The organism is Nostoc sp. NOS(2021) (assembly GCF_017115025.1).
Lineage (GTDB): Bacteria > Cyanobacteriota > Cyanobacteriia > Cyanobacteriales > Nostocaceae > Nostoc.
This window is the reverse complement of sequence record NZ_JABXKM010000063.1, coordinates 1-23,522: the sequence shown is the minus strand read 5'-3', so window position 1 is coordinate 23,522 and position 23,522 is coordinate 1. Positions and strand designations below refer to the sequence as shown.

21 protein-coding genes and 1 tRNA gene are annotated in these 23,522 nt (G+C 43.6%); 10 read left to right on the top strand and 12 right to left on the bottom strand.

Going from position 1 to position 23,522, the window contains the following annotated elements; all coding sequences use genetic code 11:
- Window positions 1–66: 66 nt before the first annotated feature.
- The 3 genes from HWQ41_RS07610 to HWQ41_RS07600 form a co-directional block, all read right to left on the bottom strand.
- On the bottom strand, window positions 67–2,703 hold the full coding sequence (locus HWQ41_RS07610; RefSeq protein WP_292761144.1) for an EAL domain-containing protein: 2,637 nt from the start codon (window positions 2,701–2,703) through the stop codon (window positions 67–69).
- Between the two features lie 771 nt (window positions 2,704–3,474).
- Window positions 3,475–5,268, bottom strand: coding sequence for a ShlB/FhaC/HecB family hemolysin secretion/activation protein (locus HWQ41_RS07605; protein WP_292761142.1), 1,794 nt, complete (start codon window positions 5,266–5,268; stop codon window positions 3,475–3,477).
- A 775-nt stretch (window positions 5,269–6,043) separates the two neighbouring features.
- Window positions 6,044–6,172 (bottom strand): hypothetical protein, encoded by a 129-nt coding sequence (locus HWQ41_RS07600; RefSeq protein ID WP_292760889.1) that lies wholly within the window; start codon window positions 6,170–6,172, stop codon window positions 6,044–6,046.
- A gap of 27 nt (window positions 6,173–6,199) precedes the next feature.
- Here HWQ41_RS07600 and HWQ41_RS07595 point away from each other — a divergent pair, with 27 nt between their 5' ends.
- Window positions 6,200–6,478: a hypothetical protein gene (locus HWQ41_RS07595; protein ID WP_292761140.1), complete on the top strand. Its 279-nt coding sequence runs from the start codon at window positions 6,200–6,202 to the stop codon at window positions 6,476–6,478.
- A gap of 393 nt (window positions 6,479–6,871) precedes the next feature.
- On the opposite strand, the gene HWQ41_RS07590 is transcribed toward HWQ41_RS07595, so the two are convergent.
- Together HWQ41_RS07590 and xth are read right to left on the bottom strand one after the other, a co-directional pair.
- Window positions 6,872–8,647 carry an SWIM zinc finger domain-containing protein gene (locus tag HWQ41_RS07590; protein WP_292761154.1) on the bottom strand — a complete coding sequence of 592 codons (1,776 nt, stop codon included), beginning with the start codon at window positions 8,645–8,647 and terminating at the stop codon, window positions 6,872–6,874.
- Between the two features lie 158 nt (window positions 8,648–8,805).
- Window positions 8,806–9,588 (bottom strand): exodeoxyribonuclease III, encoded by a 783-nt coding sequence (xth, locus tag HWQ41_RS07585; protein ID WP_292761137.1) that lies wholly within the window; start codon window positions 9,586–9,588, stop codon window positions 8,806–8,808.
- Between the two features lie 458 nt (window positions 9,589–10,046).
- On the opposite strand from xth, the gene HWQ41_RS07580 reads away from it, so the two are divergent.
- The 4 genes from HWQ41_RS07580 to HWQ41_RS07565 all read left to right on the top strand — a co-directional run bounded on the left by HWQ41_RS07580 (window position 10,047) and on the right by HWQ41_RS07565 (window position 13,108).
- Window positions 10,047–11,117 carry a glycosyltransferase family 4 protein gene (locus HWQ41_RS07580; RefSeq protein WP_292761135.1) on the top strand — a complete coding sequence of 357 codons (1,071 nt, stop codon included), beginning with the start codon at window positions 10,047–10,049 and terminating at the stop codon, window positions 11,115–11,117.
- Window positions 11,118–11,172: 55 nt separating this feature from the next.
- Entirely contained in the window at window positions 11,173–11,358 is a 186-nt protein-coding gene (locus tag HWQ41_RS07575) for a hypothetical protein (RefSeq protein ID WP_292761133.1), read from the top strand.
- A 98-nt stretch (window positions 11,359–11,456) separates the two neighbouring features.
- Window positions 11,457–12,479 carry an alcohol dehydrogenase catalytic domain-containing protein gene (locus tag HWQ41_RS07570; RefSeq protein ID WP_292761152.1) on the top strand — a complete coding sequence of 341 codons (1,023 nt, stop codon included), beginning with the start codon at window positions 11,457–11,459 and terminating at the stop codon, window positions 12,477–12,479.
- A 242-nt stretch (window positions 12,480–12,721) separates the two neighbouring features.
- The gene (locus HWQ41_RS07565; RefSeq protein WP_292761132.1) at window positions 12,722–13,108 is read left to right on the top strand and encodes a hypothetical protein; all 387 of its coding nucleotides are present in this window, start codon (window positions 12,722–12,724) and stop codon (window positions 13,106–13,108) included.
- A gap of 18 nt (window positions 13,109–13,126) precedes the next feature.
- Here the strand turns inward: HWQ41_RS07565 and HWQ41_RS07560 are convergent, their stop codons facing one another.
- The 4 genes from HWQ41_RS07560 to HWQ41_RS07545 all read right to left on the bottom strand — a co-directional run bounded on the left by HWQ41_RS07560 (window position 13,127) and on the right by HWQ41_RS07545 (window position 16,440).
- Window positions 13,127–13,708, bottom strand: a complete 582-nt coding sequence (locus HWQ41_RS07560) for a hypothetical protein (protein ID WP_292761130.1) — start codon at window positions 13,706–13,708, stop codon at window positions 13,127–13,129.
- Between the two features lie 62 nt (window positions 13,709–13,770).
- On the bottom strand, window positions 13,771–14,085 hold the full coding sequence (locus HWQ41_RS07555; RefSeq protein ID WP_292761128.1) for a hypothetical protein: 315 nt from the start codon (window positions 14,083–14,085) through the stop codon (window positions 13,771–13,773).
- Between the two features lie 97 nt (window positions 14,086–14,182).
- Complete coding sequence (locus HWQ41_RS07550; protein WP_292761127.1) at window positions 14,183–15,526, bottom strand: lipid-A-disaccharide synthase; 1,344 nt, start codon at window positions 15,524–15,526, stop codon at window positions 14,183–14,185.
- Window positions 15,523–16,440 carry a rhodanese-related sulfurtransferase gene (locus HWQ41_RS07545; protein ID WP_292761124.1) on the bottom strand — a complete coding sequence of 306 codons (918 nt, stop codon included), beginning with the start codon at window positions 16,438–16,440 and terminating at the stop codon, window positions 15,523–15,525. Before HWQ41_RS07545 ends, HWQ41_RS07550 begins: the two co-directional genes overlap by 4 nt.
- 71 nt (window positions 16,441–16,511) lie before the next feature.
- Here HWQ41_RS07545 and HWQ41_RS07540 point away from each other — a divergent pair.
- Window positions 16,512–16,584, top strand: a tRNA-Ala gene (locus tag HWQ41_RS07540).
- Window positions 16,585–16,941: 357 nt separating this feature from the next.
- Here the strand turns inward: HWQ41_RS07540 and HWQ41_RS07535 are convergent.
- Window positions 16,942–17,172, bottom strand: a complete 231-nt coding sequence (locus HWQ41_RS07535; protein ID WP_292761122.1) for a hypothetical protein — start codon at window positions 17,170–17,172, stop codon at window positions 16,942–16,944.
- 294 nt (window positions 17,173–17,466) lie between these two features.
- Here HWQ41_RS07535 and HWQ41_RS07530 point away from each other — a divergent pair, with 294 nt between their 5' ends.
- Both HWQ41_RS07530 and HWQ41_RS07525 read left to right on the top strand, forming a co-directional pair.
- The gene (locus HWQ41_RS07530; protein ID WP_292761120.1) at window positions 17,467–17,913 is read left to right on the top strand and encodes a DUF2127 domain-containing protein; all 447 of its coding nucleotides are present in this window, start codon (window positions 17,467–17,469) and stop codon (window positions 17,911–17,913) included.
- Between the two features lie 203 nt (window positions 17,914–18,116).
- Window positions 18,117–19,523 (top strand): 1-acyl-sn-glycerol-3-phosphate acyltransferase, encoded by a 1,407-nt coding sequence (locus HWQ41_RS07525; RefSeq protein WP_292761118.1) that lies wholly within the window; start codon window positions 18,117–18,119, stop codon window positions 19,521–19,523.
- Between the two features lie 8 nt (window positions 19,524–19,531).
- Here the strand turns inward: HWQ41_RS07525 and HWQ41_RS07520 are convergent, their stop codons facing one another.
- Together HWQ41_RS07520 and HWQ41_RS07515 are read right to left on the bottom strand one after the other, a co-directional pair.
- Window positions 19,532–20,707 (bottom strand): sulfate ABC transporter substrate-binding protein, encoded by a 1,176-nt coding sequence (locus tag HWQ41_RS07520; RefSeq protein WP_292761116.1) that lies wholly within the window; start codon window positions 20,705–20,707, stop codon window positions 19,532–19,534.
- A gap of 274 nt (window positions 20,708–20,981) precedes the next feature.
- Window positions 20,982–21,857: a hypothetical protein gene (locus tag HWQ41_RS07515; RefSeq protein WP_292761114.1), complete on the bottom strand. Its 876-nt coding sequence runs from the start codon at window positions 21,855–21,857 to the stop codon at window positions 20,982–20,984.
- Window positions 21,858–22,277: 420 nt separating this feature from the next.
- Between HWQ41_RS07515 and HWQ41_RS07510 the strand changes: the two genes are divergently transcribed.
- The gene (locus HWQ41_RS07510) at window positions 22,278–22,871 is read left to right on the top strand and encodes a hypothetical protein (RefSeq protein WP_292761112.1); all 594 of its coding nucleotides are present in this window, start codon (window positions 22,278–22,280) and stop codon (window positions 22,869–22,871) included.
- 287 nt (window positions 22,872–23,158) lie between these two features.
- Window positions 23,159–23,522 (top strand): tetratricopeptide repeat protein (locus tag HWQ41_RS07505; RefSeq protein ID WP_292761111.1); only part of this gene is annotated, 364 nt, incomplete at its 3' end.

Genomic DNA, 23,522 nt, shown 5'->3' with positions numbered 1-23,522 from the left:
AAAAGTTGGCAGCAGGGACACTGAATGCTATTGTATCCTCACTGGTACAAACAGGTTTTCCTTCTACTAGAGCGTTGGTCGTTTACTTTCGAGGATTTCTGTTGCTTTTAGGGCAGAAAGCGGCCGGTAGAATAAAAAGCCCTGTACATCGTCACAGTTAATAGATTTTAAGAACTCCAGTTCCTCTTTTTTTTCTACTCCTTCGGCTGTCAACTTCAATCCCAAACTCTGTCCCAAGCCAACTATGGCCTTGACAATATGAGCTACTTTGACATCGTGCGTCAAATCTTGAATAAAAGATTTATCAATTTTCAGATTGTGCAGTGGCAAAAGCTGTAGACGCGAGAGCGAGGAATGACCCGTACCAAAGTCATCAATGGAGATGTAAATACCCATCTGCTGTAGATTCTCTAATACCCTTGTGGTAAAATTTAAATCCTCAATAACTGTGGTTTCGGTAATTTCTAATTCTAAAAAGCGCGGCTCCAGCCCCGTTTGTTCTAAAACTTTGGCTATAGTCTCCAGCAATTTGGGTTGGCGGAACTGCTTCAGAGAAAGATTGACAGCGATCGTTATGGGTGGGAATCCAGCATCTTGCCAGGTTTTATTTTGGCTACAGGCTGTCCGCAGCACCCATTCGCCGATGGCGACAATTAATCCACTTTCTTCGGCGAGGGGAATGAAAACACTGGGTGCCACCAACCCCATCTCTGGGTGCTGCCAACGTAACAAAGCCTCCATACCAGTAATTTCTTCTGTAGCAATGCTCACACGAGGCTGATAGTACACCGTAAATTCTTTGCGTTCTAGGGCATAGCGCAAGCTCTTTTCTAAAGTCAGGAGTTCAGGATTTTTAGCGCTTAGGGAAACACTGTAGAATTGGTAGTTATTCCGCCCTTTGTCCTTGGCGTAGTATAAAGCGGCATCTGCGTGCTGGATTAGGGTTTCGGCATCAGGACTGTTGTTATCAAGCAAGGCAATACCGAGGCTGGCAGTCACATAAAGTTCATGCCCTTGGAGATGGAAAGCATCCTCTAAGGCTTGTAACATTCTGTACGCCACCAGAGTTACCTCTTCGATATCATTGACTCGCGGGAGTAAGATAGTGAATTCATCACCTCCCCAACGGGCTATGGTGTCTCCGCCTCTGAGTGAGTCATTTAATCTTTGAGCGACGCTTTGTAACAATTTGTCTCCCAGAGTGTGCCCCAGAGTGTCATTAATCACCTTAAAACGATCAAGGTCGAGGAAGATCACAGCTAAACTTTCGCCATTCCGAGTGGCGTTGGGCACGGTTTTACTGAGCAGCTCATTAAATAGTAGGCGATTGGGCAACCCTGTCAGCAGGTCATGGAGGGCTTGATAGCGAATCTTTTCTTCTACTTGCTGACGCTGCCGCGTACTAATGATACTGGCGGCCATCGTCAAAAGGGTAGATTCTTCATGCCTTGACCAATGACGCTCAAAGGTGCAGTCTGCCAAGCCAAGATAACCCCAGAACTCCTTCTCGAAGCAAAGAGGCACCAGGAGAAGGGATTGAATGCCATCTCGAATCAGGAATTCTTGTTCGGCGACCGGAAATTTTTGGGTGAGTCCGCTAATCGACTGGCCGCTAGAGAGAACAGCGTACCAACGGGCTAATCCAGAAGCTTGATAAGGCTGATTCTGCCAATGCTGGTGGGTAGATTCAATAAAGGAGTGCGTCCATTCAAACCGTAGGCTGACTGCGATTTCCCCTGTAACAGGATGGGGATGGTTCTGAAAGAGATAGGCACGATCTGCCTTGGCAGCTTCGCCCAATACAGCTAGAGCTCGATCAATACCAGTTTCGTAATTCATTTCCCCTAGCAAATAATTGGCGGCTTCCGCAACTGCTTGTAGCAAGCGATCGCGCTGACGCAGTTCGGCTGTGGCTTGTTTTTGCTCTGTAATATCTCTAATAATAAAAGTTCTAATTAAATCACTTTCAGGAAGGTAGAGAACGGATTGTTCAAAAACTTCTGCGCCTACTTCCACCTCCCGCACAAAAGAATTTTTTTCTAGATTGTTAACTCCATTCAGGAGTCCTGTTAAAATCGGGTGTTGCGTCCCAACTTCCCGAAGTTTGGGAAACTTGAGAGCGGCGGCTGGATTGAGATAAGTAACTGTTCCCTCGAAATCCATCTCAACAATTGGATTGGGGATGAGTTCTGGGAAGGATGCTAGGCGAGCTAGGGCGGACTCACTAGCTGCTTCAAAGGTGGGATCGACAGCTAGAGTTTGAAAAGGATTGGCAGGACTGGCTTGCTGTGATAGGAAAGCAGATAAGTCTTCAACATCACAAGATTCAGAAAATGCTTTTTCTGAGAGGTTGGAAATAGCATAATATTTAGCTTGAGCTTGATTACTGCCAAAGGCAATAACATCTCCGTTTCTGAGATTATGAGAAAAGGATTTAGTGCCATTCACAAATAAGCCATTAGTACTTCCTTTTCCCTTGTAGTTGCCATCAATAATCTGGAAGCCATATTGATCAGTCTCTGGAACAGTTACTCGCAATAAAATTGCATGTTGCATTGATACTGACCGGGAAGCCAAGACAATAGTGTTTGCGGGATGCCGACCCAGAGAATAAGTAGTCTCTTGCAAGGGGACAGTTCGCCGCCCTTCCATGTCTTGAATAACCAACAGATGGCGTATTTTTTCCCGCTCATTTCCTAGCATGGCTGTTCCTCAAATTCTTATATCTTTAATGTCTTAGTCTGAAAAATACTACTCCCAGAAGTTCCAATACGCTTGGATTAAGGCTTGATCGTCCCTAACGGGACTTAAAAAGGAGGGAATTAAGTTCCCCTTCTTAAGGGGAGCCAGTGGGGTCTTCTCCCAACGGGAGCTACTGCGTTGCGGAGCCAGCGTGGTCTTCTCCCTTGGCGCTAGCCTCTCCCTTTGGGAGAAGGAGAGACGCTAAAAGCGATAGCGAGTCCGTGAGCATCTGGGGGTTTCCCCATGAGCGACTAGCGTGGGTTGAGGGGATCATTCGGGGCAAAATATTACTAACCCAAGCGTATTGCCACAAGTGCAGACTTTCAGGCTGCACTTGTGGGAAAATTTGCTCAATCAAAGTTGTCACCGTCTGTGATCCCAAAATTGGTATGAGGGTGCAAACCAGCCCTTCTCTTCATGATTGACCTTCTGGAATAAGATAGCTAATTGTTCAATCAGTTTTTGGGGTAGAAGTTCTAGCTGTTTTCTCCACTCATACATAAGTTATAAACTTTGTCCCTTCGTCTATATCATCCAACCTTGTCTTTCTTAGGATACCCAGATTAACAATTCAAAATTCGTCTTGGAAAGTCTGATGGTCGGTTTCCACCATCAGACTTTCCGCAAAATTCAAAATTCACGCATTGTAGAGAGTTTCAGACTCTTATTTAAACCCCGATAGTTATTGAGCCTGTCAAAATATGGTTCCTGAGCCTGTCGTACCCCTAAATTTTAAAAAGGATTATAGAATAAACTAAAATACAGACCGTTTTCTTGTAATGTTCTCTCATTTGAGTTAACAGATACTAAAGGAATGCCCCAGTCAAGACGAACGGTGAAGCGATCGCCCTGTGACCAACGCAACCCCAGACCAACAGCAGCTAGAGTATTAGGGTCGGGATTCTCTTTATCCGAACTATTCCAGCCAACACCAAAATCTACAAAGGGGATAACCTGTAAGGTGCTATCTATCTGGGGTAAGCGCAGAATTGGGACTTGAACTTCAGCAGAAACAAAAGTACCATTATCCGTCAGCAGATAATCTTGACGGTAGCCTCGAATGCTATCCTGCCCACCTAAGCCAAATTGCTCTATAGGCAGAAGTGTTCTGGATGCTAGTTGCGTATTTATACGTAATAGCAATAAGGTTTCAGGAGCTAAAAGGCGTGCCCACTGCGCTTGCCCTTGCCAAGCAAAAAAACGGCTATCGGGAGGATTTTGATTAATCGTGGCATTCAACGCATCTATGCCCAAACTGAATTGAGAGCGTAGGGCGATGACTTCACTGCTGTTACGACTCGTCCATTCTTGAAAAAATCGCAACGCAGATACCCTGGTGCGTCCCTGTTCATCAGCACCAGGCGAAAGTATAGAGCCGGGAAACCCTTCTCTCTGTAGGAACGAAGAGATATCACTTTCACGTCGGGAAGCTGTTAACCCAAAGGCGAATTCTTGTGTAGGAGTTTGAACTATGGGCTGGCGGAATGTCAGTTCGTAGTAGCGAGAAGCCGATGCAATATCTAAAACGGTGAAGGGAGGTTCAATGACATTGCTTGATGTGGTGCCATAGTTGAAGGTAAGCGTTCCGTTGCGGGGATTAAGAGGCAATGTGTAACTAGCGTCAAAGGAGTTGCTACCATCAGTGTTAGTGTATCCTAAACTCAAACCATCTCCCAATCCGAGTAAGTTGGCTTCATTCAATTGTAATCGGCGGCGGAAACTGCCAACGCTAGGCGATCGCCCATTATCAAGAACTATTTGGCTATGAAAGGTTTTTGCCTCACTTATCTTGACTTCTAGCAGACTTACACCAGCCCGTGATCCTGCTGAGAGTTCAGCAGTCACGTTTTGAATCAAAGGATTAAGTTGCAAAAGTTGCAGTGCCTCTAGTAGACGCTGGCGATTGAGAGGCGGTGATGTCGCTATTGCTAGTCGGCTGCGGACATAATTCGGATTCAACCGCCGAGTCCCAGTTACCTGGATATCTTCTAATTTACCTTCGACCACCTGAATTTTGATCACACCGGATTGGATTGTTTGGGGTGGAATATAGGCACCAGAAGTAATGTAACCATTTTTGACGTATAGATCAGTGATTTTAGAACGTGCTTGATACACTTGGGTCAGTGAGATCGGTCGTTTGGTAAATTCAGCAGTGGCTTGGGCTAATTTTTCGGGGCTGAAGACTGTGCTACCAACAACTTCAAACCGTTCAACAATAATAGTTTGAGGAAAGTTCCCAGGAAGTGGTTCTTCAAGTGTGGGAGTTGGGGCAGAGGGTGGAAATAGTTCTGCTGGTGGGGGGAGTGGCTGTGGCAGTTTAGGTGAGGGAAGTGGAGAAGGTGCGGGTGGTTGGACATCCTGTGGTGGTGGAAGTTGTTGCGACAGGATGAAATTACTAGTTGGTAATTGTGTAGTATCAACAGCCTGAGCTTTCAGTGGACTAGAAGATATGCTGCTGAGTGATAGAAGCATACTCAGCGGTAAGCAGGACACTATAAGATTTTGAGGATATTTATCAATCATCGCACTGGACTATTTTTTGTCAGAAACTATGGGATTATACGAGGACTGCTTCAGATGTGAATCTTACTTCATCTTTTGTCGCTAAAGTTAATATCTTGGGGAAATCTCAATTTACATCTCCAGAAATTAAATATGCGTTACCCAGAATCATTGTAGAGAGACGTAGCACTGCTACGTCTCTACTTTTTTGGAGATTGTCTAATTTAAAAGCTAAATCATCTGGTTATTGGACAATATGGTTCAGTTAAGGCTAAAACTCTTTGTCAAAGTCAATTTTTTTAACGTAGACCCAGCGTTAGCGACGTTAGGAGCATCACCCGGAGGGCAAGCCCGCAGGCTACCGCCTTCTCTACGAGACGCTACAGCTTGCTTCTCAGGACTTACGCAAAAAGGCAGTGAAAGCCTTGATTTACCGTAGGGGCAATTCATGAATTACCCCTACATTCCCTACTTGATGCGTAAGTCCTACTTCTTTGCAGGAGTACGCGAAGCGGACGCACCAGAAGGACGCAAAGAGAAGGAAGAAATGCTTAACTGAACTGTATTGGGTTATTGCAGACTTAAAATAATTCGTAATTGAATTAAGTAGCTGGGCAAAATTAAATATAAAATGTCATTGCGAACGTAACGCAGTGGAGTGAAGCAATCTCAGTCTTTGCGATTGCTTCTCTTCTCTACGAGAGCCTGCGCCAACGAGACGCTCCGCGAACACGACCTTCGCAATGACAAAGTATATTATATAGGACTAGCCCTTTCAAGGTGAGCAGATGTACTATCACGGTTTTTGCGGCATTTTAGCCATCGGCTGGAATTGAATAAAAAATCTATCCTTTAAACCCCAGATTTTTGGACTGTAAATTAAGCGTAAGCGATCGCCAAAATCCCAGAATCGGCTGAAAAACATGATTTTCTCATAGTACAAAGGTTCACCTTGAAAGGGCTGGTTCTATTATATTTATTTAGACCCATCTACTTAGTACACGTCACCGTAACTCGACTTTATCCAAAATTAAGAACTCGGTTTTCTTTATCCGGCAAAAACCCTGGCTTTTTGGCAAATACTTTTTCCACTTCACAGATTATCGATGAAGTTAAAAAAGTAAAACTACCGTCCTACAAAGGTTTTAGCGATAGCGATCGCATTGCGAAAAAAATGGATAAAGTCGAGCGTAAAAGGGGTTCGGAAATATTGAGACTTGATGTTGGGTAACACTAAAGTTCTACCCAACCTACGAATGATTAAATTCCATACCCTTTTTGTGGTGTTCTGTACTTAGTTGGACAGTATAGCAGGGGACTGGGGACTGGGGACTGGGTTGAAAGTCTGTTTGTATATAGGTTTTATCATCAGTTAATGTCCTAACCTTCTTGTCCGTTGCTATACTTACGCAAAAATTGCTAAAAAGCTTAATTTATCGAACCGCCTTCTCTGCGAGAGGCTGACACCAACGCGTAGCGTCTCGTAGAGAAGAGCGCCGAGAATTCGTAGAGTGTGCGTAAGTCCTATTGGAGATAAAGTGTTGTAATCGCAGATTAACCATTATCGGCTTTCTTCAGGCTCTAATCCGTTTTATGTATGGTTTAGGGTTAAAAACAATAGTTCTCAATCCATACCCCTTTGCTTAAACATTCCCATCAATTTACGTTTACGAGCGTGGGTTTGCATCAAGTTTTCCCGATAGCTTAACCAGTCAGCTTTCTTCCCAGATTCCAAGTAGGCATTACGTGCCTTTTTCAACCATTCAACCGCGTAGTAGTAGTATTCGGCTTTACCTGCATCCATAATCTTTTCGGCACGGCGACGAGAATTAGTAATCACCCAACTAGGATTGTCAGAGATAGCAGCATCCATGACTCGGTGAATCAACTCTGAATAATAAGAACTAAGTTCACTAACGATCGCAATGGCATCATCAATTAGCCCTTCAGATAAGAATATATCCACCTTGGCTGATTCTGTTCCCCAACCACTATAACTACGGACAATTTTCAGCAGGTCTGTTTTGACAGTTTCCCAGTTTTCCCCAGCCAATTCTGCCATCTTTTGGTAGTCAACAAAGCAGGGCTTGATTTGAAAAGCCGCCTTGATTGCTAATAAAGCAGCTTCACTATTACCCCACTCAAGAGCTAAATCACTTGTCCAAATTCCCAATTCGTACTGACAATTACCGGGTAAATTTAATCCACTCTGGGCTATATCTAGTGCTTGCTGTAATGCCCCCTGAACGCTTAGTGTTTTCGCTAGGGCAAAGGCTTCTTCCATTGAGTTCATCTGGGTTTGAGCAGCATCAATTGCTTCTTCTACCCTGCCCAAACGTCCTAGCATTGTCAGATACTGCTGGGTTTGCCCTTCCGCTTTTGCTAAATACAAGTATTCTTGGTAACGTTCCTGACGTTCGAGAATTTTCAGGCGAATTAGTGCCAAATCATCAGCATAATCTGGCACATCTTCTTCCCAAGCTCCCCTTTCGGTGATATTACCTTGGAGAACTTGCACCAGTGGCGGATAATCCCAACCTTGGCGTAAAGCCTCCATAACTATGCCAAAATCAGCATTCCACTCATCTTGCCAAGCTTCTAAATTTATTTGAATATCAACTTTTTCTTCTGGGGTGAGTTCGGCACTGAGAATTGCTTCACACCAAGCATTATTTAATTCCCCAACAATTTCATCATTTTCAGCGCCGTATTCTGCAACATCATCCCAATTTTCCACACAGATAGAGGTAATCGCTTCTAAAATAGCGATCGCATTTTCACCCTCTCCCCGTTCGCTAAAATCTACCGCAGTTTGCACCACACTCAGCAATTCCTCGGCAATCGGGTCTTCTTCGCACCCCTCTTCAAAGTAACGCACGGCATCCCGGAGAATTTGCCGTACTTGCCCCCGAAAGGGAACCTGATCAACAGTACTGCGGCGCACAGCTTTTATGGTTTTTTCCTGGACAGCAGGATTCGTCATCCAACTTACATGGCGATCAATCGCCTCAATCAGTGGTGGGTATTCTGCCACCAACCCTTGCAACAGCCTTTGAGTTTGGATATGATCCAAGCGATCGAGTAGTTGTTCTAGGGTGGGGCGCTGCTCAATATTTTCTGAGTGACGCGCACAGACGAGCATTGTCGCTACAACGTGTTTACACCAACCCTCAAGGTTGTAAGCACAGGTGCAGTTGACTGAAGTTAACCCACTGCCATCGAAACTCAGATTGACATGATAAGGTCTACCTTGAGTGCCTACAACATCTGCCTGAAGCAGATCACCACGTTGGGTAACAGCATTGACAGCACCTGCCTCATAGTATGCCTCGCCCCGCTGGAAAGACTTGGCGTTGGCATGACGGCGGATAGTAAATTCACTAATTTGGGGAATAGACATCGAGCGATCGCCTGTGTACATCCTCTGGATCAATCCTAAATCCAGCTTAGGTGTTAGGCTAACGCGCTGTAAAGAAATTCAAAGGAATGCCCAATACCCAATGCCCCATGTCCCATACCCAATACCCAATGCCCCATACCCAATGCCCAATACCCAATTTAAAATTCCACAATCACTGGCACATGATCGCTGGGTTGGGTTAATTTTCTGGGTGCGACATCGATGATGCAACTTTTAGCACGCTCATACAAAATAGGTGTGAGATAGTGATGGTCAATCCGCCAACCTAAGTTGCGACGGAAGGCGGCGGCGCGATAATCCCACCAGCTATAATTTCCGCCTTCTGTAGTGAATTTGCGAAAAGCATCGGCAAATCCCAGTGTCAGAATAGCCCGTAAGGCTTGGCGCTCTGCTTCTGTTGCCATAATGTGATTTTCTGTACTCACTTGCTCGTGAATATCCTTATCTTCCAGTGCAATGTTGAAGTCTCCGCACACACTAATTGCAGGTTCTGACAGCACGAGCAATCGCAAATACTCGTGTAGCGCTGTCAACCAGCGCAGTTTGTATTCGTATTTTTCTGTTCCTACCGCTGCGCCATTGGGAACATATAAGTTCACAATCCGAACACCATCAATTACACCTGTAATCACTCGCTTTTGCTCATCCCATTCGTGGTGTAAATCGGGCAAAATCGCCCTAAACCCACTACTTACGTCTAGGAGTGGCTGGCGGCTAATCAGGGCTACGCCGTTATAAGATTTTTGTCCTGAGATATAAAGGTTATAGCCCAACTGCTCAAAAGGCGATCGCGGAAACTCGGCATCCACAACTTTGGTTTCTTGCAAGCAGAGAACATCAACCGGATTGTTAGTTAACCAATCGATAACCTGTTCGAGGCGAGTGCGAATTGAGTTGACGTTCCAAGTAGCGATTTTCATTCGTTAGTTATCAGAATTTTTGTAAATTACTAATTCCACTTATGTAATTTTTGTACAATTACTTAATACTTATAATTTCTGTTTCATTTCCCAATTGCGTTTAAATGAAGCTTTAATGACTTGATCCCATTCAATATTTTAGTGTTGTCAGCTACAAAATATGCAATTTTGTAAGTTCTGCTACAAAATATTCTACCTGATTATGATCCCCAAGACAGATGCAACAAGTAATAGATTAGCTATAGGGTTAGAAGTGTAGCTCATGGTTGACTTTTGCCGATAGTCCGTTAGATTTGTCGGTAGAGAATTTGCGGTACGGTTAATCGTTATTGCGCTTTTGGTAGCCTGTTAGGTTAATTTAAATGTCAAAAGAGCAAGTATAAATCCTCTTTCCTCATAATATAATGATGTAGCTCATTATGTTGAGGACAATTTCATAGACTGAACCAAAACAACTTATGAAAATCGCTCAAGTCGCCCCCTTATGGGAAAGGGTTCCACCTCCTAATTATGGAGGAATCGAACTGGTAGTGAGTCGCTTGACTGATGAACTTGTTCGTCGTGGTCATGAGGTAACTTTGTTTGCCTCTGGCGATTCTCAAACTTTGGCTCACTTAGAAGCAGTTTATCCGCGGGCATTGCGCTTAGACCCAAATGTTAAAGAGTATGCAGTGTACGAAATGTTGGAACTGAGCCAAGTTTACCAAGCTGCTGCCCAATTCGATATTATCCATTCTCATGTAGGGATTTCGGCATTAGCTTTAGCGAGTTTGATAACAGCAACTTCTACAGTGCATACCCTGCACGGTAATTTTACAACAGACAACCGTCACGCATTTAGCTACCACCAAAAGCAACCATACGTCAGCATTAGTAACTCGCAGCGTCAAATCGATCTCAATTATATTGGCACGGTTTATAACGGAATTGAGCTAGCAGATTACCCATTCGTAGCCCAACCGTCAGAACCTCCATATTTGGCATTTTTAGGTCGTTTTTCGCCAGAGAAAGGGCCACAACATGCGATCGCCATTGCGAAACAGAGTGGTTGGCGTTTGAAGATGGCAGGAAAGGTTGATCTAGCAGACTCTAAGTTTTTTGAACAAGAGATTGCCCCCCACATTGATGGTCAGCAAATCGAATATCTCGGCGAAATTAACCACGCCGAAAAGGCTGAACTTCTGGGCAATGCTGCCATAACTCTTTTCCCCATTAACTGGCAAGAACCTTTTGGCTTAGTAATGATTGAATCAATGGCAACTGGTACACCAGTGATTGCCATGAATTTAGGCTCCGTACCTGAAGTGATTGCCCACAATAAAACAGGTTTTATCTGCAAAAGCTATGCAGAAATGGCGGCAATGATTCCATTAGCTTTGGAACTCAATCGTCAAACCTGTCGGAAATATGTGGAAAACAACTTTAGCGTTAGCCAAATGGTTAACGGGTATGAAGCTGTTTACAGACAAATTATAAAAGACCGCATAGAATCGAATGGCCGCATTCATGCAGCTAAGATCCAGTTTTAATCAACTGCTTTTTTATCCAGTTTAAACAATAACTTTTTTTAAGGAGGACATTGGTATGAATACGAGAGCCAACACCTGCCCATGTTGCGGTGGTTCCCTCCTGCGTCATGCCCGTCATGCTGAACTATATTGGTTTTGCCCGTCGTGCCGACAAGAAGTACCGCTATTAACTGCTACTCGCTTGCCTAATATCGAAACCCGGAACACCGGAGTGGTTGCCCAGCCAGTGGTGAATACCTAGTTTTTCGACATAGTAAAGCCTAATAGAAATCGAGTTTACACCTATCAATTAGCTCCAACTGATAAAATCGGATGGAGCTAATTGATAGGTGTAAAATTTTGTTAGCAGCGTTACTTTATGGTCAAGAAGATTTACGCTTAGAGGAAGTTTCTGACCCCACTCCGGCCGCGGGCGAAGTTGTGATCCAGGTGGGGGCAGCAACAACTTGTGGTACAGATTTGAAAGTTTGGCGGCGTGGTGGTCATGCCAGGATGCTGAAAGCGCCGACGCTGTTTGGTCACGAAGCTGCTGGGCAAATTGTTGCCTTGGGTACAGGTGTCACTGATTGGCAAGTAGGCGATCGCATTGTCGCTAATAATTCCGCCCCATGCTGTCGGTGCTTTTTTTGTCAACGCCAAGAGTTTTCATTATGTCCGAATCTGACCTGGAATAATGGTACATTTGCCGAATACCTGAAAATTCCCGCACCAATAGTACAGCATAATTTGTTGCAGATTCCCGATGAGTTGCCGTGGGAATTGGCAGCCATGACGGAACCCTTAGCTTGTGTGTTGCATGGTATAGCCCGTTCTCACGTCAAAGCCAAAGATCAAGTAGTCGTCTTAGGAGATGGGGCGATCGGGCTGATGTTTGTGGCGGCGTTGAGTGGGAAAGCTGAGGTGTTGCTGTGGGGAGGTAATAACCACAGGCTAGAAATTGGTCAGAAATTGGGTGCAACCCAGACCTTTAATTATCATCAAATCTCGGATATTCCCAGTGTGGTGAAAGAACTCACCCAAGGATGGGGCGCAGATGTAGTGATTGAAGCAACTGGTGTACCAAGTGTTTGGGAAACTGCGATCGCCTGCGCCCGTCCGGGTGCAACAGTCAACTTGTTCGGTGGATGTCCACGGGATACCAGCATTACCGTCAATACAGAACAGCTACACTACAGCGAACTTACCATTAAAGGCGTATTTCATAATACACCAAAGTATGTGCGGGAGGCGCTTGCACTGATCGCTAGTCGCAAAATTCCCTTGGAGTTACTTATTAGTGAACAGCGATCGTTAAAAGATTTAGAACAGGTGTTTTATGATATGAAGGCGCGTCAGGTTATTAAGGTAGCGATGATTCCTTAGTTTTTTTGCGGGGTACAGCAGCGTAGCGTCTCGTAGAGAAAAGAAGATTCGTAGAGTGTGCGTAAGTCCTATAAGGGACAAAATCAAATTGGATTCCTATATGTTGGTGTTCTCGCTTAAAGGAACAGGGGAGTTGCCAAGTAGTTAAAATCTTGTTAACCTTTATGCTTAAAATTGCACCAGAGGTTTATTTAGCATCTACTGAAAGCTAAAGTTGACCCTTTGCAGGACTCCCATAAGCCATGCTGACTGAAATTTTGCCTTTCCGCTTTGAGTTAGACACGATCGCGATCGCCGGAGCGAGTTTGTGGTCATTGGCGCTATATCTAGGTTTTTCAAGAGTCAGTGAATGGGTAATCGAGCAACTCAACCGCTGGTTTAACTTTGCCGAGCGATCGCTTTACACCAGCCAGTCAGAATTTGAAAAGACTCGTAAAGCCAGAGAATCCCAAAACGCTTTCTATGCCTCATTATTTAGCATCGCGCCTTTTTTGGTAGTCGGCGCTTTATTTAACTGGGGTCTGGAAATTAGTTTAGGTGATAGCTGGGGAATTAGTACAGGTATATTAGCTTGTATCTCCGCCGGCATTTATGAACTTGGGCGGCGGGATGGAGAATCTTCGGATTAATTACCAGTACATTAAAGTTCACCAAGATTGTTCGAGAACCTTTTTCAAGGGTGGCTTAATATTGTAAGACCTTCCCTTATCTCGAACTATGACTTCAATAACTGCATAAGCTAGATCGTGAAAAAATGCTCTAGAAGAGCTGATTTCTCCAAATGCACCCAAATTAAAAGAAATTTCGCCAGATCCAAGTATGTCCCTAACTCCAGGTTCTTGAAATTTCAATCTTGCACCATCAGTAACGCTAGGGGCGTACTCTTCAGTTATGCCGATTCTCACTATATCTAATGATGATGCAAGAGAAGTATTGAGTTGGCGTTCTAATTCAGTGGCAATGCTAACCTTTAATACCAATTTGCCAGAGTCGTTTGGCTCAAAAATAGCACCTAAGCAGCCATACAAAAACCTAGCTCCTAGAGCCACTAATATCTCAATCATTACTTCTCTTTTAGATACTGAACCAACTTTTGCATTATCGAGTATGGTTTGTATCCTTTCATCTTCTACAGGATAAAAAGCAGGTCGGGAATCTCCAGGAAAATATAATGGTTCATCCTGCCAAATACGAGCTTTTCCAGTTAAGCCTAGATCAAGTGCTTTCATAATTTACTCAATTCTCCAAGCTTTCGTCCAGTTTCTATTGAACTCTTCTGGATAAGCTCTAATTACTTCAGGATGAACAAGCTGTATGGTGATACACCATAATGTGCTATAGCCATAGGATGATCTGTATACCAATCATAACCTTGTTCCATTAGTTCAGCTTCTTTGAGTTCATGAAAGTAGAAACTAGCATCAGATCCAGAAATTTTTTGTCCTGAATCTAAAGCTTGCTGAAGTCTTTCAGTCATTTTTTTATTAGGTAAGAAATCATTAAACTTACTTATATGCTTCTTGATAATCTCCAGGTTTTCACGCTTAACATCATACTCTTTATCAGTTAGAGTTCCCAGAAAATTCTGGTCAGGATTTACAGACAAAAGAGAGACTCACTTTTACCTAACTACATCACAGCTTTTCAGTATAGGCATAAAAAAATTACTATTCAAAATTCAAATTGATTCTGTCCATCTCCCCCTACTCGCCTTGCTTCTCTACTTCCTCCCCAACAATCTGTGCGATCTTCTGGGCTGCACCGCTTTCGCCGCGAATATTACGGAGTTTAGCGCGGATATCAGCCAATTTTTCGGGATGGGCTAATAAATCTAAAACCATTTCCCCAATTTCTTGCGGTTCAAGTTTACCCATAAGTTCTGGTACTATCTCTTCCTGTGCCCAGATGTTTGGCCATGCTAATAAACCTTTGCGTCTCACGAATCTTAGAAATAGCCAATTAATCACGTTGGCAAAGGGCGTACCTACTCCTGGCAGATTTGCCAACAACCCAGGTAAACCATCCCAAGAACGCATGGCATCAAGTTGCTGTGTTGGCAGTAAAACAATCATTGGCACTCCTAAAGCGCCGAGTTCGGCAGTGTTTGCCCCCACTGTAGTCAAGCAGATGCAGCACTGGGATAATAAGTGATATGCAGGGTTTTCTTGCCACAGTTCCACAGTTAAGCCCGTTGCTGTTTTGAGCAATGCCTTGCCTTTAGCATCCTCTGGGACAATTAAGGAAGCACCGCCAAAGCTAAAGGTTTCAGCAATAGAATTCTTTTGAGGATCAGCAAAACTAGCTAAAGTTTGTAAATTCAAAGTTGGGGCTACAGGAATCACAAATCTGGTTTGGGGTCTTTTTGCATGAACGTATTCGGCAATAGCTAAACCTAATGGTACTCCTTGGGCTAATTTTGCCGCTTTTGACCCAGGTAGTAAACCGATTAATTCAGTTATTTGTCCTACGCTACGGGAAGTTGCTGAGGCGTCTATGTCATTAGTCATTTGTCCTTTGTCGTTTGCTAAGGACAAATGACCAATCACTAATGACGAATGACTACTAGCTTCTACCATCAAATCACCTACAACGGTGAATTTGTGAGCATATTTCTGGGGGACACGGGCAGCAACTTCGGGTTTCATCACGCCAAAGCGATCAATCCAGTTATGCCATCTGGCTGACCATTCGGCGTAAACCACTGTGCGATATCCGAGCTTTTTGCCTATGACTACGGGGAAAATTTGATCGCCACCAAGGAAAACAACTACACCGCGACTTCTCCAGTCCCAATTTTCAAATGTTTTCCCCCAAAGCAAAAATTGCCAAAAATGCTCTGCTCCTTGTACTCTATCTACTTCTGGGTAAGAAAGAGCGATCGCTGCTTCTTTACCACTGGCATTTGAGCAAGGTGACAGGACTACACTTATCCTGACTTGATTTCGGTCGTCGCCGAATTTTTGCCGCAACGCCTTCACTACTGGACGCACCCAGGTTGTTACCTCACCTGGGCCATTTGATAGGATGAGAATATCTACTAGAGTCATGAACTCACATCCCGATTTTTGTGATCAACTTGGGTTTGGTAGTAGCGCCATTTTTGCTGCTGACGCGCTCTTTTCTCCTCGGTAAGGCTATCAAAACAATAGGGACAGGAGATACCTTGCTCATACTTTGGAGACACCTTATCTTCCTCAGAAATCGGACGCCCACAACAGAAGCACCGCTCACAACTCCCTTCCTCCAACCCATGACTAACGGCTACCCGCTCGTCAAAGACAAAACATTCCCCTTCCCATAAACTTTCTGGCGCTGGAACTTCCTCCAAATACTTGAGAATGCCACCTTTGAGATGATAGACTTCTGCAAAGCCTTGGGCAAGCATGAAGGATGAGGCTTTTTCACAGCGAATGCCACCCGTACAAAACAGAGCAACCTTTTTGTGTTTAGTTGGGTCGAGGTGGCGTAGCACATAATCGGGGAATTCTCGGAATGAGGTAGTCTGAGGATTTTCTGCCCCTTGGAAAGTACCGATATTCACCTCATAATCATTGCGGGTGTCAATCACAGTTACTTCTGGATCGGAAATTAAATCATTCCATTCCTGGGGACTGACATAGGTGCCAACTTGATCGTTTGGGTCAATTTCAGGCAACCCCAAAGTGACAATTTCCGGCTTCAACCGCACCTTCATCCGCTCAAAGGGAGGGGTTTCGGTATGGGACTCTTTGTATTCTAAGTCTGCTAAACGAGGGTCAGAACGCAGAAACCAGAGAACAGAGTCAATCGCCTGACGCGAACCCGCAATTGTACCGTTAATGCCTTCTTGTGCCAGCAAAATTGTTCCCTTGACACCTTGTGCTTGGCAGTAAGACAGCAGAGGATCTCGTTTCTCGGCAAAATCTGGCAGCTTGACAAATTTATACAGTGCTGCAACAACTTGGATATTTTCTGGCTTCATCCCTTTGGTAATGGAACAATATAAGTTACAATAACAACGGCAACCAAAGTTACCTACTATTTTAATTTTATGGGGGTTTGGCTCAGTTGGTAGAGCGCCTGCTTTGCAAGCAGGATGTCAGCGGTTCGAGTCCGCTAACCTCCATTGGATATGATTTATCTCAATGTGCGATGCCTGCTGTGGGCGTAGCTGCGGCACATCCAATGTCAATCAAAAGCCCATTCCCTATGAAGGAATAGGCTTATTTTCCTTGGTAGGCAAGGGGTTAGGGAGAGGGAAGTTGGTATTGCATCTAATTGCCCCTATCCAAAGCCGTACTTAGTTAGAGAAATCTCTAGATAATGAAGTGAACTGTGACCTGACAGCACTGAGATAATTTTGAACGATCAAAATTTGCGGCGGTAATTTGTTAGCACTGACAGCAGTCTTAACTAAATCTTCCGCCACAATATTTCTGTTCTCGCGTTCAAAGATCAGAGTTCCCCCACTGGGAATGTCCTGCTACTCTAGACCACCTTGGTAAGCAAGAGAAACAAGATTGAAGGGTTGGAGATAACTAGTATTCGTGGAATTACTGAGTAAATAGTTATAATTAATAGCAAGTTTGATTGTCTCATCTTTTGCATCAGTGGTAAAACTAGCACTGCCGTATTTGTTATTTGTGGCTGTTTGAGCGTTAGCAATTCCAGATGTGAGGGCAACAGAACCAATCAGAACTCCAGAATTGATCAAAGTTGCAAGTTTTATCGGGTTATCCTTAATTAGGTGGGGTTTAATTAATCTTTTTTAGTAAGAGTGTTTCTTTTGTTATGAACCTGAACCTCCTATACCGATTGGTTGAATTGTTTCTCAGCCATTCGGTGAGGCTATGAAGCTGTAAGGAATAGTGTAGTAAGAAACATTTAGTTTACTTATTGGGAAAAGTGGAAAGAGCAGGCGATCAAGTACTGCTACAATAAGCGTCTTAGTTGGCATCATCCAGAGCTAGTTAATCAAAGTTGGGTTTATATATACTTAGGGGGTTGTTTGAAAAAGCGTCCATTGGGATTAGTGGCAATTGTTCTCTACAAATCATTTGCTGCCTTGCTGCTTATGGCTACTTCGATCGCTTTATTATTGACATTAAAAAATTATCAAAATCTAGAGGTTTTTTCAGAAAATTATGTTTTAGAAGGGAAATCGATAATTATTGATTGGCTTTTAAATAAAGTTCTCAACTTAAATCCCCGAACCTTGGCATTTAGCGGCATTGGAGCAGGAGTTTATGCTATTGTTACTACTATTGAAGCTGTTGGTTTATGGTACGAAAAACGTTGGGCACATGTCTTGGTGTTGGTACTTGTCGGTATCAGTATTCCCCCAGAAATTTATGAATTGATTCGGGGGTTCTCTCCGTTAAAAATATTGATTCTTGTGTTGAATTTAGCAGTGTTTGGCTATTTATTCCGAAATTTTCCTAAACATCCAAACTAATTTTTGATTCGATACTTAGGGTCTATCGTTGGATAGTTTAAGAGTGTTGAGTAAGAAGTAGTAATTATGAATGTTTTCACTCTAAGCTGAGGCACTCACTACTCAGTAAAACTGAGCAATGTTTGACGACAAGAGGCTGCGGGTTTAGGCAAAACCAAGACCCGACGTTGTACAATCGCTAGAAATACAATCTGGAGAGCGACTTGCCTAGATCGATTCAGTCTACTCAACCACCACTGAAATTTATTACTCAACGGTTGAACCCTTTGGTACTCCAGATTGTTCGGTGGTTACTGCCGATCGCGTTACGGTTCCGCACTCGACCTTGGCTAACGGCTGGTATTGTCCGTATTGAAGCCAAAAATGTTGAAGTATTAGCTGAACTCTATCAACAATTTCAGGCTGGAAAAATTCGCTTTTTGTTGGCATTTCGCCACCCAGAGGTAGAAGATCCTCTCTGTATGCTGTATTTGCTTTCCCGCATTGTGCCACAAGTTGCTCGTCAGCAAGGTATTACACTACAATCCCTTGTTCACAGCTATTTTCTTTATGACCGGGGTATGACGGTTTGGGCTGGAGATTGGCTGGCTTGGTTGTTCTCTAGAATAGGAGGTGTGCCGGTTCATCGCGGTAGGCGACTAGATCGCCAAGCTATTCAAACAGCACGGGAGTTGTTTGCTAATGGCAAACTACCGATCGCAGTGGCACCGGAAGGCGGTACTAATGGTCATAGTGGTATTGTTAGCCCACTGGAACCCGGTGTTGCTCAAATGGGGTTCTGGTGTGTAGAAGACTTACAAAAAGCCAACCGGACTGAAACTGTGATCATTGTGCCGATCGCCATCCAATATCGCTACGTTGAGCCACCTTGGTCTAAACTGGATTGGCTGTTGAGTAAGTTGGAAGCTGATAGTGGCTTGCCAGTAATAGAAATTGATTCGGGCAATCGTCAAGAGATTTACTATCAACGCCTCTGTAGGTTGGCTGAATATCTCATTACCGAGATGGAAGAGTTTTATCGCCGCTTTTATCATCAAGATATCCCAAAAACCATCTCAACTGATGAATCTGCTAGTCCGAATCAGGTGTTGATTGCCCGACTGCATCGCTTACTGGATAAGGCTTTACAAGTTGCCGAGCAATATTTTGGAGTTCAAGCACAGGGTAATTCTATTGACCGTTGTCGCCGTTTGGAAGAGGCAGGCTGGAGTTATATTTATCGGGAAGATTTGCCAGATATCAATGCTTTACCACCCTTTAAACGTGGTTTGGCAGACTGGGTTGCAGAGGAAGCAGACTTGCGAATGCGGCATATGCGGATAGTGGAAAGTTTTGTTGCAGTCACAGCTACTTATATTCAGGAACAACCAACGGCGGAACGGTTTGCGGAAACAGCTTTGCTTGTATTCGATATGCTTTCCCGAATTCAGAATACAACACTTCCAGGGCGACCTCGGTTAGGTTTGCGACAGGCACAAATCACCGTGGGAGAGCCAATTTCAGTTACGGAACGCTCTCAAAATTGTCAGGGCGATCGCCATGCAGCTAGACAAGCTGTGAGCGATTTGACAAAAGATTTGCAAATCGCTTTAGAGAAGATGATTGGATAACGAAAATTCTAAGACTTTTTCGCTCGAATTTTGTCAAAGATTGCACCTTCATCAAAGAATTTCTTCTGAATTTCGTTCCATCCTCCTAAATCTTGAGCGTTGAAGATAGTTTTAATTTTGGGAAATTTGCCTTCCACTTCTTTTGTAACAGTCAGGTCAACGGGGCGAAATCCTAATTTGGTAAACTCTCGTTGCGACTCTGGGGTGTAAAGAAATTTGATAAATGCTTCTGCAATCGGGCGAGTACCATGTTTATCGACATTTTTATCTACAACAGCAACAGGATTGTCGATGGAGATATTTACATCAGGCACAATATATGAGATTTTTTTGCCATTTTTTGCTAACAAAATCATCTCGTTTTCGTAGTTGAGCAGAACATCACCTTGATTATCTTTGAAGAATAGTTCAGTGGCATTACGAGCAGTTTTGGGCAGCAAAGGTGCATTCTTATAAACTTTAGAGATAAAGTCTATTGCTTGATTTTCATTTCCGCCGGTTTTTGTCACAGAACCCCACAGACTAAGGAAGTTCCAGCGAGCGCCGCCAGAGGTTCTGGGGTCAGGTGTCACCACATTTACGCCATCTCGTGCCAAATCTGCCCAAGTTTTGATATTTTTAGGATTACCTTCGCGAATGGCGATCGCATCTACAGATTTGGTAACAATTGCATCATTAGGCGCTTCTTTTTCCCAACCCGGTTGAATAAAACCCACCTCAACCAATTTATTAATGTCAAGGGCAAGTGACAGGTGTACCACATCAGCTTCCTTACCGTCAATCACGGCAAGAGTCTGGGAACCTGACCCATCATAGCTTTGATTGAAAGTAATGTTTTGGTTATGTTCTTTCTTCCACTGTTCGATAAATTTGGGAATGATCTGCTGGTATGCTGCGTTAGTAACCGAGTAAGAAACAAATGTTAGGGTTACATCACGCTGGGAAGCTGCGCCAGCATTACCAGTGTTATCGATATGACGTGGAGAGCAGGCAGCCATCACGACACTCAAACTAACTCCGACTAAAAATAGAGACACAACGCCCCACGAAGAATACCTATATAACCAACTTTGTATTGGTTGTATGCACCATAGTGTTATCGGCTGCAAAGCTTTAACAATATAAGTGTGAACTAATTCTGTTAGATATCTCCTTGATTTAGGAATACGTTGCCACTGGTTCATCAAATTTTTCCCCTGAATCTGCGGTAACTTGAGCTAGATGCTGTAGTTAAGGGGCATTATAAAACAGTAGTTAAGGATAAATAACTTTTTATTAACCTAAATTTAAACCTGACTTTTCACGTTATGTGGAAAAGCCACGAAAAACCTAACCCCCTAACCCCCTTCCCTACAAGGGAAGGGGGAAAATTCAAAGTCTCTCTCCTTTTAGGAGAGAGATTTAGAGAGAGGTTTTCCAGATACCGTGAAAAGTCAGAAATTTAAACAAGTTATTCTCTCAAGGAGAACTGGTTTTAGAAGCTTCTGGACTGCGAATGATGATATGTCCCTTCTCACTTTCTTGAATAGCTAACACCGACGGAAGCTCGTCTGGTTTTGCATTTGGGGGCAATGCTCGAAACAAATAAATCCAGCCGCCACGTTCTAGGAGTAAGCGCCAGACTCTCGGCTGCTTTGGATTGCTGATATCATTATCTTCTCTGCCTCGCAAGTCGTCGAATAGACCTCGATCGCCAATAATGCGATAACCTTTCAAGGACGGATCAGCAAATATATCATCAAGTTTGCGCCCTACAGCAAACTTTTCTTCAGGTGTAATTAACGCTATAACGGGCAAAGTGGAGTTTTGACCAGCGTCTCGTTGTGCATCTGCAATACCTTGCCAACGAGCTAACCAAAATATCACAATTAATACCCAGGATACTATTACTATCTCATTGACTAGCGATCGCAGAAATTCCACTGAACGCAGTTGCACAAAACTAAATTCAGCCACAGATTTAAGCTGTTTCGCTGTCCATGAGCGTTTGTGTTGGGTAGCAGAGATGATGCGACTAAGTAGCAATTGGCTTGCAGAGACTACTGTATCACTGATGATTTTAATTAACCATAATGTTGCCTGAATTGCGATCGCAGCTACAAAAAAGGCGATCGCACTTTTGCAGATTGCCCAGCCATCTCCGAGAAATATTTGCAGGGGAACCATGAGAAAAGACTGTGCAGGTAAGTCGAGGGTATTGAGTTCTAGCTGAAAAAAGTAGAAATATGACCAACGGTAAATCCAGCCTGCAAAGAAAAGCGCCGCACCCAGCAAGCCAAGTACACTCGTGAATTTACCTAAAATATTGCTTTCTTGCTTGGGGGTTTGGGTCATATAGGAGATGGGGGAAACAATATAGAGTTTTTCGTTTCTATGCAATACACTCTGACCTCACTTCCATTCCTCTCTCCTAAGAGGAGAGAGGCTTTGAGTCTTACTCGCCTTCGCTTGTTGGAGGAAACAGAGGCTTTGAATCATACTCCCCTTCCCTTGTAGGGAAGGGGTTGGGGGTTAGGTCTATATTGCATTTCTTGTTTTCTCGTTCCCATGCGAAGCATGGGAATGCATTCATTGAGGCTCTGACTCAATATTTGACTGGAGGCAGAGCCTCCCATTAGGCATTCCCCGTCGGAGACTGGGAACGAGGGAACATAGGTGAATAATCAGTTTCTTTTGGTAATTTTACGTAAATTTGGTACAAGCTTTTGAAGTTTAATGAGAAAGTTAAATATAGTCAAATATACTGTTAAAGCCATGAAAGCTTTTTTCCAGGGATGGGTTGTGGCAATATTAGTAATGGCAGCAGCGATGGCCGGAAATATCCAAGCTGTAATTAGCCAGGATGTCAAGACGGGAAATTCTTTGTTAGCACAGACACAAATCAAAGCAGATGAATTAGAACTTGCGGTGGCCTTGCCAGAATTAGCAGAGGTCATTTTTAAGGGGGGTGAGTCAAGCAGTGGTCAAATAACAGGAATTGATGTACAGGGAGAAGGACTATCAATTCAGCGTAGTGGCAAAACTGCCACAATTCCCCTAAGCCAAATTAAAAAAGTAGTTTTCAAGAATGGGGCGTTGGTTTACAGAAGCAATGGGCGGCAAATTATCCGGGGTGAGCGCGATCGTCCCATAGGTAAACTAGTAACTTGGAGCGGTATACCCCTAAATACTTTTACCGTAAAAAATTCTACTCAGGGTCAAGCTGTGGTAAAGCTCAAACCACCTATAGTTTCCACTGAACAGTTGCAGGGTATTGAGTCAGTGGCTACAGATCGGCAATATGTAGTAGATGAAATCCAGTTCGATTCGCAACAAAGAACGATCACTATTTTGGCAACACCTTATTAATCGTGAATCATTTTAGCAACCGCCTGAGAATGAATCAAGCAACAAACTATTTGCTTCAACGTTCTTCACGATCACTTCAGCATTAGTAACAACAACTTTAGCGTTAGTAACCACAGCTTCAACGTTAGTAACCACAGCTTCAGCATTGATAACAAACGCTTAAGTGGTTGTAACGACAGCTTAAGTATTTCTTATAGCAGCTTGAACGTTAGTAACCACAGCTTCAACATTCCTAACTACAGCTTCGGCTGATGCTCAATGAAAACTGATTATATCTGTAATATTCTATGAAAAAAATTCTTACCAGTTTTTTAGCTGTGGGCGTTTATCTAACGCCTTTAACAGTAATGCTAATGGCTCAACCCACCTGGGGACAGACTCAAAACTCGCAAGCGCAAGAAGCAGAAAGACTGCTAAAGCAAGGGATAAAACTGACACAGCAGCAGGAACACCAAGAGGCAATACAAATATTACAGCAAGCTTTAAGCATTGCACGACAATTCAAAGACCAAAAAATTGAAGCAACTGCACTGGTTGAGCTTGGCTTTAACTACTCCGATTTAGGAGAAAAGCAAAAAGCACTCGATTTATACAACCAAGCTTTGCCTCTGAGACGGGCTGTGGGCGATCGCTCTGGTGAAGCTGTTACAC